We start from the raw sequence: 13,472 nt of genomic DNA on the forward strand, positions 1-13,472 counted from the left end.
CCCTTTGCTTGAACACATTAGAGTTTATGAACAGAGGCCTCTTTATGAGGGGTTGATTTTGAAAGATGTCAGCTCGTAAATGAGGGTTTTCTCTGTTCACAAACTCTAAATTTTGAGGATAGAGGAGGTTTGTGTAAAATTATCTTAGCTCAATTTTGAATAAATGAAAAGGTACATACCTTGGGTTGAGTTCTACGTAGTTCCATTCACGTTCCCAAATGTATTTATTGCCTGTAAGTAAATCGTGCATGCATAGCTGGTGCCCTTCGCTGATACCCATGAGGTATAGAGGCACTTGTACCCAACCCGATTGGGTGTTGTAAGGATCCAGGTTTACTACGCAAAGAATATAATTTTGGGACTCGTGGTCATACTTAAAATATGCTAGAATCTGGTCATTATCAATACGGCAGAGTTCCAGATTATTTGTGTCATGAAAAGCGGGATTTTCTTTGCGAATTTTGTTTACTAAGGTTATCAATTCTGATATACGTGTTTTCTTATCCCAATCCCATTGTTTGATTTCGTATTTCTCGGAGTCAAGGTATTCCTCTTTGCCTGGTATAGGTGTGTGGATACCGAGCTCGTAAACAGGACCGTATATGCCATAGTTAGAGCTGAGCGTAGCTGCCATGAAATAGCGCGTCATGAACAGGGTTTCGTTTCCGCTTTGCAAGATGTAAGGGTTGATGTCAGGGGTATTAGGCCAGAAGTTGGGTCTAAAATATTCTTTTCCTTCACCCTTGGTAAGCTCGGTCATGTATTGTGAAAGTTCGTATTTAGTATTTCGCCAAGTGTAGTAAGTGTAAGATTGTGTAAATCCTAATTTGGCTAACATGTGCATGACTTTGGGTCGCGTGAAGGCTTCAGAGAGAAATATTACATCGGGGTACTTCTTTTTTACTTCTGAGATTGCCCATTCCCAAAATCTAAACGATTTGGTATGTGGGTTATCTACTCTGAAAATCTTAATACCGACCTCAATCCAGTAAAATAAGATACTCAAAAGTTCGTTCCAGAGGTTTTTCCAGTCGTCGGTTTCAAAATTGATAGGTAAAATATCTTGGTATTTTTTAGGAGGGTTTTCAGCATATTGCACTGTGCCGTCGGGTCGCCATTTGAACCATTGTGGATATTGTTTTACATAAGGGTGATTAGGAGAGCATTGCAGAGCGTAATCCATAGCTATTTCAATGCCGTAGCTTTCACAATACTTGATTAATTCCTTGAAATCCTCCAAGGTACCCAAGGCAGGTAGAATATCTTTGTGCCCTCCTTCTACATTTCCTATTGCCCAACAAGAGCCTACGTCTTCAGGAGAAGCATTAAGCGAATTATTTTTCCCTTTTTTGAAATCTGAACCGATAGGGTGAATAGGTGGGAAATAAATGGTATCGAAGCCCATAGCTGCAATGCGTGGGATAATTTTGTGGCAATCCTTAAAAGTGCCATGCCTTCCATGCTCGCCTGTGGAACGTGGAAAGAATTCATACCAGGCAGAGAAGAGGGCTTTTTTTCTGTCTACATATACGCGAAGCACTTTGTCGTAGGTAGTGGTAAATTTTCTTTGTGGATATTTTTCAAAGATTTCGCGTAGTTGAGGAGAGAGAGCTTCTTTGATGGCTTCATGGTATTTTTCACTATCTCTAAACAAATCTACCAAATGTTGTAAATACTTACCTTCGGCTTTGGTTACTTTTTCAATAAGAGACTCTAAATATTGAATACCGTCTAAAAGTTCTATATTAACAAATTGCTTATCGTTAATTTTTCGTTCTATATTATGTTGCCAAGTAAGGGCATGGTCAATCCAACCTTCAATTTTAAATTCATAGTAGCCTTGTTTTTCTACCTTAAATTCGCTTACCCAAGCGTCATTTCCTAAATGAGTAAAAGAGTTGCGTTTCCAGGCTTTTTCTTTTTCATGTTTATAGGCGACTTCTGCGGCTATAACGTCGTGTCCATCAGCAAAAATATCTGCAGTTACTTTTACAATTTGCCCTACTACGCGTTTGGCAGGGTACTTTCCGCCGTCAATTTCGGGTTGTACGTTTTCTATAATTACACGATTTTGTGCCATGAGTATGTGTACTTTAGTGTTGGTTTCAATCAGAAAAGATAGTTTTTGGGGTGCTAAAATACACAATTTTTTATTTATGCTTGAAAAGCAAGAAAAAAATGCACCCATATTTAAGGTGCAAATTCAATATCAAATCGTAGTTTTTATTTACTGAAAAGTAGGCTGATGTATGTTTATTTTTTATTCAAATACATGCAAGATCTCTTTGAATAAGAGCTTGTTACACTTTATATAATTTTTACTTGTTGGGCATAGGTTCTAGTAATTTATCTTTTCCGTAGATTACATCACCGCGTTCGTAGAAGGCAGGTGCCATTTTGTTGTTTTGCAAAAATATAGCCTCTTTGGGGCAGGCTTCTTCGCACAAGCCACAGAAGATACAACGTAACATGTTGATTTCATATACAGCAGCATACTTCTCCTCTCGGTATAGGTGCTCTTCGCCGGGTTTACGCTCTGCGGCAACCATTGTAATTGCTTCTGCAGGGCAGGCTAAAGCACACAAGCCACAGGCAGTACATCTTTCTCTGCCCTCTTCATCACGTTTGAGAACATGCAAGCCTCGAAAGGTTTGGCTCATAGGGCGTTGCTGTTCAGGATATTGAATAGTGGCTTTTTTCTTAAACAAATGCTTTATTGTAATTCCTAATCCGTTTACAATAGCAGGTAAGTAAATTTTTTCAGCTAAGGTCATTTTTTTGTTACTTACCTGTTTACTTCGGTTGGTTAGTTTCATATCTTTGTGTTTTGTGAAGAAGTGGGAATATTTAGAATAATATTTAGTCTACAAGAAAAACTGCATAAAAGGTGTCTTTGTTTTGCTAGTGCAAAAATAGTTTTTTTTAGTAAGGTATTCAAAAAAAGAACAAAAAGTATGGAGACTAAAAGAGTAAGCCGAAATATTTGACAAAGTGTTAAAACCGTAAGCAAATTCTTGTAAACCTCCCTAAACGCTTTAAGCCGAAGCAAAAAGGAGTTTTAGAAACTTCTAAAAGATAAAAGTATCCTTGAAATTGAACATTAGTTGCTACTTTTAGCATAAGCTAAAAAAGTGGTAAATTTTTCCCCTTTTTTTACATTTCTTTGTAGCTTTGCTATCTAACTGATTGCGTAGCATATGAACGAAGAACTAAAAAATATTTTTTTGGCAGAAGCTCATCAACAGCGAGAGCAACTAAACCAATTATTTACTTCTTTGGAAAAAAAACCGCAGGATGTGAGCCTTATTGAGGCGATTTTTCGGCTTATGCATACCCTTAAGGCTAACGCTGCAGCTATGGGCTTTGAACCAATTGCAGAAATGGCACACCTGATAGAGGATATCTTTAGTGTGATAAAGAAAAATACGCAAAAACTTAATACACAAATCTTTAATGACCTTTTTAGAGCAAATGATAAAATTGGCGAATTGATTGATGCTATTCAAACGCAAGCAACCGTAAATTATAAAGGGCTAACTACCCGCTTGAAAGTGATTTTAAGAGAATTACAACAAGAAAACGAAAATACAAGCGAAAAAATTAGTCCTATAACCGAAAAAATTGCCCTTGAAAAGATCGAAAAAGAAGATTTGCCAGAAGCAGAAGAGGTAGCTGTTGAAATGCCAAGCAATGAAAGTAAGTCGTTAGCCATGCCTACTTTGCAGGCAGAAATGATTACTGTGCCTGTAAAAAAGTTGGATAATTTGCTCAATTTGGTAGAGGAGTTAAGTATTGAAAAGGACTATATACTTACTCTTGCTGAATATGAAGAAAATCAAATTTTGAAGGGTAAACTCTCACGCTTGCAGCGTATTACTTCCGATTTACAATATTCAGTTATGGGAGTAAGATTGGTACAAATGAATGTTTTATTTCAAAAATTTTACCGTATAGTGCGTGATATAGCTCAGTTAGAAGGCAAAGAAGTTGATTTGATTTTAGAAGGTACAGAGATAGAAATAGACCGCAATATTTTGCAAATTATTAGTGATAGCATGGTGCATTTGGTCCGAAATGCAGTAAGCCATGGGATAGAAAGCCCTGAAATTCGTAAGCGGAAAGGTAAAAAATCCACGGGGGTAGTGTTACTCAAAGCTACTTCTGAAAAAAATACCGTTACAATTGAAGTTACAGACGATGGCAAAGGTATTGACATTGCTAAAATTAAAGCGAAAATTATAGAAAAAAAACTTTTGCCCACACAAGCCCTCAACGCATTGAGTGAGGAGGAGGTTATGAGTTTTATTTTTGAATCAGGATTTTCTAGTGCCGAAAAAATTACCGAAGTGTCAGGGCGAGGTATAGGAATGGATGTAGTGAAACGCACCGTAGAAAGTGTAGGCGGAAAGGTAAGTATTGTTACTCAACCTGACGAAGGTACGAGTGTTCGCTTGCATTTACCTGCTTCTATGGCAGTAAAACCTGCACTTTTGTTTGAACTTAATCAACAAACTTTTGCCTTACCTATTCATTACACTGAAGCCGTTGTGGCAAAAACCGCAGAGCAATTACTTGCCGCAGGCTCGGGTTTAGTGATTATTCATTTGGGAAAAAGCGTTCCTGTAGTTTTTCTTAAAGATTTGCTGGCAAAAGAAAATTTACACACTCGTAATTTTGTTCAAAGTCGGCAAAACCTTTCACCCAGTGAGAAGGTTTTAATTATTATAATCTATGACAGTGTTCGTAAGGTAGGTTTAGTGGTAGATAAATTATTGCACCAAAAGGAAATTATAGAAAAGCCATTAAAAGCCCCCTTAAGGGAAACTATGTTTATTAGTGGAGCTACTATCTTAGGGAATGGCAATGTTTGTTTAGTAATAGATGTTCCTACAATTTTTAATTTTTTATTTAACAATCGTTCCCAATACACAATAAAAAATGATGTAAAAAAAAACATTTAGATAACCTTATGCACATATTTTCTGAACTACAAGAGATAGAAAATGCTATAAAAAAAGGTTTTGCTAATGCCCGAAAGTCGTTAGCAATGATGTTACATGCCGAAGTAGAGCTCACTGATTTAGAGGAAATTACATACCAAGATTTACGCCTAAAACAAAGCTACCATACCTATTATATTTTTGAAACCCACATCGTTGGTGAAAAAACAGGCATAAGTTTTTGGCTTATTGGGCAACCTGAATTTGATTTGATTTGCCAACGCATTTTAGGAAATAGCTACTCACAAGAAAAGCAAAATGAACTTTCACGGTCTCTTTTGTTGGAATTGGACAATATTCTAAGTGCTAGTGTAATTACCGAATTAGCTAACGAACTCAACCTCAAAATTCACGGAGATATACCACGAATAAGTACACATACTGATGAGCAAATTTTAGCCATCATAAAGCAGCACTGCCAAGAAAATCCTAAAATGCACCTATGGTTAGCTCGTTTTGTCATTGCCTCTATTCCAATTGAAATGCTGTTTATTTGGTTATTTTGAAACTAAAAAAAAACAAATTTAACAAGATTTTGATTTATTTCTGTCTTCTGTGCTTCAATCTAATGCCATGGTTACAAATTGGCTAATTTCATCAAGAGGAAGAATGTACTGTACGGCTTGCAGTTCAATAGCAGCTTTTGGCATGCCAAATACCACACAGGTATTTTCGCTTTGGGCGATGGTTAGCCCTCCTGCTCGGTGAATAGCTTGCATGCCCATAGCTCCATCTTTACCCATACCCGTAAGAATGATGCCTATGGCTTTATTTCCAAAAACTTTAGCTATGCTCAACATCATACTATCTATAGAAGGAAAGTTGTATTCCTTAAAAAGTTGATTATTTTTCTCAAAAAAGTAGATTTTTTTCCCATTTTGGCTTATTTGCATATTACAATCCGAAGGTACAATATACACTATACCTGCTTGTAATTTTTCATTTTCTTGAGCAATTTTTACTTCAAAAGGCATTTCTTGGTTTAAGCGTTTAGCAAAGGATTTTCCAAATTCAGCAGGAATATGCTGAACAATTACGATAGGAATAGGCAAATTTTGAGGCATCTTTTTCAGGATGTGTTCTATGGCAGTCGTACCACCTGTAGAAGCCCCTATAACTATAATCTGGTAGGTAAGATTTGTATTAAACGTATGCGGATTTTGGTTTTGCAGTGTGTCTGGGCTAATAGTTTTTAGGTTAGATTTGTTTTCAAAGGCAATTTTAATTTTTTGTAATAATTCCTCTTTAATCTCTCTCACCTTTGAATGAAATGCCCCTTTGGGTTTGCTCACTATATCAAAAGCTCCTGCATTGAGGGCATCAAATACCATTTCATGGTCATTTTCTAAGGAAGTAAGCAAAATAATTGGCGTGGGGCATAGTTGCATAATTTTTTTGGTAGCAAAAATTCCGTCATAATCTTTCATTACAAGGTCTAATAGTACTACGTCAGGCTCAAAGATTTGGGTTTTCTCTAAAGCTTCCAAACCATTTTCAGCAGTAGCTATCACTTCCAGGGCTGATTCTTGGGTAAGCATATCTTGGACAATAAGCCGCATTAGACCTGAATCGTCAGCCAAAAGGAGTTTTATTTTTTTCATAAAATCAATCAATGCTAGGCAAGTTAGGTTAAATTTAGAAAGCTATTACAAAATAGTACGTTATTTTGTAAATGCTACTCGGTTTTTTGCATTGTAATTTTTTTTACTACTTTTGTGCAAAAATTTCTTCAAACTTCCGAATAAAGGCTTTATGTCAGTTTATTTGTTTTACTTTTTAAGTTTTTTAGCCTTACTTAGTGCCGCTATGGTGATTATTTCTAAAAACCCTGTGCATAGCGTTTTGTATCTAATTCTTACTTTCTTTTGCCTTACAGGGCATTACATTCTGCTTAATGCTCAATTCGTGGCTATTGTAAATATCATTGTATATGCAGGAGCAATTATGGTGCTCTTTCTATTTGTAATAATGTTTTTGAATCTAAAAGAAAATCCTGAGAAAACCAAAGCCGCTTATCTTAAATTTGCCGCTGTTATTTCAGGTGGAATTTTGCTTACGCTTTTTATAGCTATTTTACGCAAAGTCGAACTTATGCCTGTAGATTATATTAACTTTGATGCAGAAATCGGGTTAGTAGAAAAATTAGGAAAAGTACTTTATCGGGATTATTTATTGCCCTTTGAGTTGGCTTCTATCTTGTTCTTAGCTGCTATGGTAGGGGCGGTTATGCTTGGTAAACGCGAAGTAGGCGAGAGAAATTTTTAGCTTATTTTCTAATCACTCAAACAACTATTATTTTTATGGTTCCCGAGGTTATTAAGCTTGTTCCATTACATTATTACATCTTTTTTGCAGTTGCATTATTCATAATTGGTGTAATAGGTGTACTTATCCGTCGTAATGCACTAATTATTTTTATGTGCGTAGAGATAATGCTTAATGCTGTAAACATGCTATTTGTAGCTTTTTCAGCTTATCGTTCAGATCCAGCGGGACAGGTTTTTGTGTTTTTCATTATGGCAGTTGCTGCAGCTGAGGTAGCTGTAGGTTTAGCTATAGTCGTAATGATTTACCGCAACTTACGCAGTGTGGATACGAGCTTGCTTAGCAACCTGAAATGGTAAAAAGATATTTGTTATTTTACCTTTTAAGTTCATCTAAGAATTTCAGTTACTTCTAAACTTATTCTGATTTTTAAATCAAGTCTTTTGCTATAATCCTTTTTGCCGTCCTTCCTTGCTCTTGTTGCGAGCTTTCTTCTGCTTTGTTAATGATTGCTCTCCAACTCCTTTCGTACTGCATATGTTCCTCTTTGCTTTCTCTATCCTACAATTTCTAAAAAATGCTGCCTTATACCTTTCTCTGGTACCTCTTTTAACTTCAATGGTGCATACATTTGCTTATAAAAAGCATTATTTTTTCATAAGTACATTTAAGTTTTGTTTTGGTGATAAGCTCTTAGTTCCTAACTTTCGGTATATTTAGTCTTTTTCGCATCATGTATTTTGTGTTATCTCTTCATTATTTTCTGTCTTTTGGGTAATAGGTTCAGTTTGTGCTTGTGGTTCAGCTTTCTTTTTAAGCATCATCATTGCTAAAGGAGGTAAGGTAAGTGAAACTGAAAAATGTCTTCCATGTGAAATAATATTCTCGGATTTGATTTCACCTTCATTTCTTACGCCGCTTCCCCAGTAGCTCTTGTCGTCGGTGTTAAAGATTTCTACATATGTGGTATTCTCAGGAACACCAATACGATAGTTAAGTCTTACCACGGGGGTGAAGTTACATACCACGATTACATAATCTTTGGCATCTTCTGCTTTGCGTATGTAGGAAATAACGGAATTACGTGCATCTTGGAAATCAATCCATTCAAAGCCATCGGGGCTGAAGGCTTTCTCGTAGAGTGATTTTTCTTTCTTGTAAAGTATGTTTAGGTCTTTGACAAGTTTTTGTACGCCTTGATGAGGCAGGTATTGCAGAAAATGCCATTCTACACTATAATCATGTTTCCATTCATTAGGCTGAGCTATTTCTGCTCCCATGAAGAGAAGTTTTGTACCTGGATGCGTAAACATATAACCATAGAGTAAACGTAAATTAGCGAAGCGTTGCCACTCATCTCCAGGCATACGGCTTAAAAGTGAGCCTTTACCGTGTACTACCTCATCATGCGAAAGAGGAAGCATAAAGTTTTCAGAAAAAGCATAAGTAAGGCTGAAGGTAATAGTATTTTGGTGGTATTGCCTGTATAATGGATTTTTGCTGAAATAAAGCAACGTATCATGCATCCAGCCCATCATCCATTTCATGCCAAAGCCTAATCCGTTCATGTAAACAGGGCGCGAAACACCTCCCCACGCTGTGGATTCCTCAGCAATGGTCATGGCTGTTGGAAAAGCAGTATAAACTTGTTCGTTCATAGCTTGCAAGAAACTAATTGCCTCTAAGTTTTCTCTACCGCCATAAATGTTGGGTATCCATTCACCTGCTTTTCGCGAATAGTCTAAATAAAGCATAGAGGCTACGGCATCTACACGCAAGCCATCGGCATGGTACTTGTCCAACCAAAAAATAGCATTACTAATCAAGAAAGCACGTACTTCATTTCTACCATAATTAAAAATAAAGCTATTCCAGTCAGGGTGATAACCTTTGCGCGGGTCTGCATGCTCGTAGAGGGCTGTACCATCAAAGTTAGCTAATCCGTGTGGATCACTTGGGAAATGTGAAGGAACCCAATCTAATAACACACCAATGTTTTTTTCGTGGAATTTATCTATCAAATACATAAAGTCTTGAGGTGTACCATAGCGCGAGGAAGGTGCATAATAGCCTGTACATTGATAACCCCATGAGCCAAAGAACGGGTGCTCCATTACAGGCATAAATTCTACGTGCGTATAGCCCATTTCTGCTACATAATTTACTAACTCCTCGGCTAATTCACGGTAACTTAACGAGTCATTACTTCCTTGGGCATATTTGCGTTTCCAAGAACCTATGTGAACTTCATATACTGAAAAAGGGCAATTCAAGGTATTATATTGGTGTCTATTTTGCATCCACTCACCATCGTTCCATGTATATTCTAAATCCCATACTACTGAGGCAGTACGCGGAGGTATTTCCCAAGCAAGGGCAAATGGATCTCCTTTTTCTAAGACCTGCCCCCAATAGTTAGAATAAATTTTGTATTTATATATCATTCCTTTTTTAATGTGAGGAATAAACCCCTCCCAAATACCTGAACTATCTAAACGTGGATAAAGCTGATGCTCTTCTCCGTTCCAATAGTTAAAATCTCCAATTACACTTACGCGATTAGCATTCGGCGCCCAAACGGCAAAATAACAACCTTTAACTCCATTGAGTTCTATCAGATGTGAACCTAACTTTTCGTATAAACGATAGTGCTTTCCTTCTCTAAAAAGATAAATGTCAAAGTCAGAGAATAAGCTATAAGGAATAACTTTTTGTGTTGCCGTATCTTTCATAGGAAATGGAGATTGCAGTTTGTAGTGAGTAGATAGATTTTAACGCGCTTAAAATTAGTTATTTTTTTGAATAGTTTACAAAAACTAAAAAATAATTCTAATAAATGAAAAGGTAAGCTAAATAACCTGTTTTGTAAGCAAAATATTTTTTGTATTTTTACAACATCTTTTTGCATATTTATACTTCATTAACACTCAAACCATTGATTTTATATGCCTATCTATCATAAATTAGGACAAATCCCTGCCAAAAGGCACATTCAGTTCAAAAAACCTGATGGCACATTTTATTACGAGCAGTTATTTGGTACTGAAGGCTTTTCAGGTATGTCTTCTTTGCTCTACCACATACATCGCCCCACTATGATACGAGCCTTTGGTGAGGCCCAAGATACAGCACCCAAAATTGCCATAGAAAAAAATCTAAAACCTATGCGCCTGAAAGGCTTCGATATCCCACCCAAAGATGATTTTTTGGAAAGCCGTACCTACTTATTAGTAAACAATGATGTATACATAGGTGTAGCCGCCCCACGCTATTCTGTTACAGACTACTTTTACAAAAATGCCGATGCCGACGAGTTGCTATTCATTCATAAAGGTTCAGGAGAATTGAGAACCATGTTAGGCACTATCCCTTTTGAATATGGCGACTATCTAATTATTCCAAGAGGTGTTATCTACCAAATTCACTTTAATACTACTGACAACCGCTTATTATTTTTAGAATCATTTAGTCCTATTTATACACCCAAAAAATATCGTAACGCTTTTGGGCAAATGCTAGAACACGCCCCTTTTTGTGAACGGGATTATAAACTACCTCAAAATTTAGAAACTCACGATGAAATAGGAGAGTTTGTAATAAAAATTCGCAAACAAGGGGTACTCCATACCTTAATCTATGCCTCTCACCCTTTTGATATAGTCGGTTGGGACGGATACAACTTCCCTTATGGCTTTTCTATTCATAATTTTGAACCTATTACAGGACGTATTCACCAACCTCCCCCCGTTCACCAAACTTTTGAGGCACACAATTTTGTAGTATGCTCTTTCTGCCCAAGGCTTTACGATTATCACCCACTTTCTATTCCTGCACCTTACAATCATAGCAATATAGACTCCGACGAAGTGTTATATTATGTAGATGGTGATTTTATGAGCCGAAATGATATCTCCCAAGGGCAATTTACTTTGCACCCCGGAGGCATTCCCCACGGTCCTCACCCAGGAGCTATGGAACGAAGTATTGGTAAAACACGTACAGATGAGTTAGCCGTAATGATTGATACTTTTAGGCCACTCAAAATTACACAAGAAGCCTTAAAGATTGATGATGGCAAGTATTATAAATCATGGTTAGAACCTGAAATGATGGCGAGTCTTTAAGCTTACCGAGTTGTGAAAATAAAGACAAAACAAAAAATAAAAGATGCTCAAAAATTTTAGAATTGAGAAAATTTCTAAATATGATTGAGCATTTAGAAAATAAACCTTCAAAGGCTCGTTACGAAAGCACCAAACTGAGTGGAGCTCTGTAAAGCCTTCTTTTGCCTTTTGAGCCAAGGGTGAGAAAGGCAAAAGGAAGGCTCAAAAAAACAATCAGTTATTTTTAATATGATTTGAACAAATGTAGTATCTGCAAATTAGTTTAGCTGTTAGCTATTTCCTTTTTTTCCTCATCATCTACTAAAAATACTAACAAAGCGGCAACAATCATACATATGCCCCCAAAAACAAGCGTGTAAACAGCTTGATTATCAAAGAAATACTCAGTAATAAAACCTAAAATTCCCGAAGCTACAATTTGAGGCAGTACAATAAAAAAGTTAAAAATCCCCATATAAATTCCCATTTTATTAGCAGGAAGCGAACCTGCAAGGATAGCATACGGCATGGTAAGAATACTTGCCCAAGCAAAACCTACGGCAACCATAGAAAGCAATAGAGCGTCAGGGTTAGGCATAAAGTAGATAGAAATTAGCCCCACCCCCCCTACAGTAAGCCCTACTTTATGAGCCGTCTTACGGCTAGTGGCACGTGCAAAAGGTGGGAAAAGCAACGCAAAAATAGCAGAGAAGCCGTTATAGATAGCAAACATTACCCCTACCCAGTCTGCACCATCGTTATATTGCTTACGCATAGCTTTGAGCTCAGAGACAATAAGCACCTTTTCTAAGGTCTTGGCATCAAGTCCTAATTTTTGTTGCCTATCAGCAGCAGTAAAATAGCTAAAAGTTTCATAGCTTAAATCAATTTGTTTTGAGGGATTTTCTTTAAGTTGGTTTTGGGCTTTGGCTAATTCCTTGCGAATTTTTTGGGTTCTGAGATTAAATACTTTTTCTTTTTCTATAACATCAGCAAAAAGATTGACTAATTGATTTTCGCTTAAAATTTTATTGTCTAAAAGCAAATTGATAGTATTTAAGGGCATGGCAGGTTCGTAATCACCTTGGTATTTGAGTTGTAATTGAGATAGGCTTTCTTTTATTTGGTCATATTCAGCAGCAGCTTTTTTATCCTTGATATTAGCAGAGGTTTCATTTATTAGAACATATAATTTCTCAAAATTAGTATAAGACATTCTCATGTCGTAAATATGGCTGGTTACGGCAGAGGTGGTATAAATCCACATAGCAAATAACGCTAACCAAGTGAAAAATTGCACGAAGGCTAATTGAGCCATCGTTTTAGGCATGGTGAAAATGTCGCGAGTAATATCCGTAAAGATTTGAAATACACTTCCTTTGGTATGTTCATGCTGTTCTCCATTATAAGCGGCTAACTCTTCGGGAGAATATTCTTTGGTTTTAATGACAGACCATAAAACAGATAAGAAAAAAACAAGACCACCGATATAAAATGACCAAACCACAGTAGCAGGAATTTTGCCCTTGGGAGCTGTACTTTCTAGGCCAATTAAATTAGTCATGATATAAGGTAACATAGAAGCAACTACTGCACCTACACCAATAAAAAAAGTTTGCATAGCAAAACCAATAGTGCGTTGCTTTTCAGACATCATATCACCTATCAAAGCTCTAAACGGCTCCATAGAGATATTGATAGAAGCATCTAAAATCCAAAGCATACCTGCGGCAAACCACAAAACACTGGAATGAGGCATAACAAACAAAGCAATAGAGGCTAAAATCGCTCCAATTAGGAAGTAAGGTTTGCGCCTGCCGAAAGTATTACTCCAAGTGCGGTCACTATAATAACCAATAATAGGTTGAATGAGTAGCCCCGTGGTAGGCGCGGCAATCCAAAGAATAGCTATTTCATCGATATTTGCTCCTAAGGTTTCAAAGATACGGCTTACATTAGCGTTTTGAAGTGCAAAGCCAAATTGTATGCCCAAAAAGCCGAAGTTCATGTTCCAAATCTGCCAAAAACCGAGTACCGGTTTTTCTTTTTTTACTACAGTGGTAGGCTGCTGTTTCATAAGTATTTTGCTTTTTGTGTTGTGTTT

At 36.8% G+C, this 13,472-nt stretch carries 10 protein-coding genes; 5 read left to right on the top strand and 5 right to left on the bottom strand.

What is annotated here, in order from left to right; translation table 11 throughout:
* Window positions 1-139 precede the first annotated feature (139 nt).
* Both NZ519_00300 and nuoI read right to left on the bottom strand, forming a co-directional pair.
* Window positions 140-2,188 (bottom strand): alpha-1,4-glucan--maltose-1-phosphate maltosyltransferase, encoded by a 2,049-nt coding sequence (locus tag NZ519_00300; GenBank protein ID MCS7027180.1) that lies wholly within the window; start codon window positions 2,186-2,188, stop codon window positions 140-142.
* A gap of 130 nt (window positions 2,189-2,318) precedes the next feature.
* Entirely contained in the window at window positions 2,319-2,816 is a 498-nt protein-coding gene (gene nuoI / locus NZ519_00305; GenBank protein MCS7027181.1) for an NADH-quinone oxidoreductase subunit NuoI, read from the bottom strand.
* 381 nt (window positions 2,817-3,197) lie between these two features.
* Here nuoI and NZ519_00310 point away from each other — a divergent pair, with 381 nt between their 5' ends.
* The gene (locus NZ519_00310) at window positions 3,198-4,961 is read left to right on the top strand and encodes an ATP-binding protein (protein ID MCS7027182.1); all 1,764 of its coding nucleotides are present in this window, start codon (window positions 3,198-3,200) and stop codon (window positions 4,959-4,961) included.
* An 8-nt stretch (window positions 4,962-4,969) separates the two neighbouring features.
* The gene (locus NZ519_00315) at window positions 4,970-5,506 is read left to right on the top strand and encodes a hypothetical protein (GenBank protein ID MCS7027183.1); all 537 of its coding nucleotides are present in this window, start codon (window positions 4,970-4,972) and stop codon (window positions 5,504-5,506) included.
* 54 nt (window positions 5,507-5,560) lie between these two features.
* Here the strand turns inward: NZ519_00315 and cheB are convergent, their stop codons facing one another.
* Window positions 5,561-6,601, bottom strand: coding sequence for a chemotaxis-specific protein-glutamate methyltransferase CheB (gene cheB, locus NZ519_00320; GenBank protein MCS7027184.1), 1,041 nt, complete (start codon window positions 6,599-6,601; stop codon window positions 5,561-5,563).
* A gap of 151 nt (window positions 6,602-6,752) precedes the next feature.
* Here cheB and NZ519_00325 point away from each other — a divergent pair, with 151 nt between their 5' ends.
* On the top strand, window positions 6,753-7,265 hold the full coding sequence (locus NZ519_00325) for an NADH-quinone oxidoreductase subunit J (protein MCS7027185.1): 513 nt from the start codon (window positions 6,753-6,755) through the stop codon (window positions 7,263-7,265).
* 35 nt (window positions 7,266-7,300) lie between these two features.
* A complete protein-coding gene (gene nuoK, locus NZ519_00330) occupies window positions 7,301-7,624 on the top strand; it encodes an NADH-quinone oxidoreductase subunit NuoK (protein MCS7027186.1) in 324 nt (107 codons plus the stop codon).
* 372 nt (window positions 7,625-7,996) lie between these two features.
* Here nuoK and glgB read toward each other — a convergent pair whose 3' ends face one another.
* Complete coding sequence (gene glgB / locus NZ519_00335; GenBank protein MCS7027187.1) at window positions 7,997-9,997, bottom strand: 1,4-alpha-glucan branching protein GlgB; 2,001 nt, start codon at window positions 9,995-9,997, stop codon at window positions 7,997-7,999.
* Window positions 9,998-10,210: 213 nt separating this feature from the next.
* Here glgB and NZ519_00340 point away from each other — a divergent pair, with 213 nt between their 5' ends.
* Window positions 10,211-11,389, top strand: a complete 1,179-nt coding sequence (locus NZ519_00340; protein ID MCS7027188.1) for a homogentisate 1,2-dioxygenase — start codon at window positions 10,211-10,213, stop codon at window positions 11,387-11,389.
* A 262-nt stretch (window positions 11,390-11,651) separates the two neighbouring features.
* On the opposite strand, the gene NZ519_00345 is transcribed toward NZ519_00340, so the two are convergent.
* Entirely contained in the window at window positions 11,652-13,376 is a 1,725-nt protein-coding gene (locus NZ519_00345) for an MFS transporter (protein ID MCS7027189.1), read from the bottom strand.
* Window positions 13,377-13,472 lie beyond the last annotated feature (96 nt).

The organism is Bacteroidia bacterium (assembly GCA_025056095.1).
Lineage (GTDB): Bacteria > Bacteroidota > Bacteroidia > JANWVE01 > JANWVE01 > JANWVE01.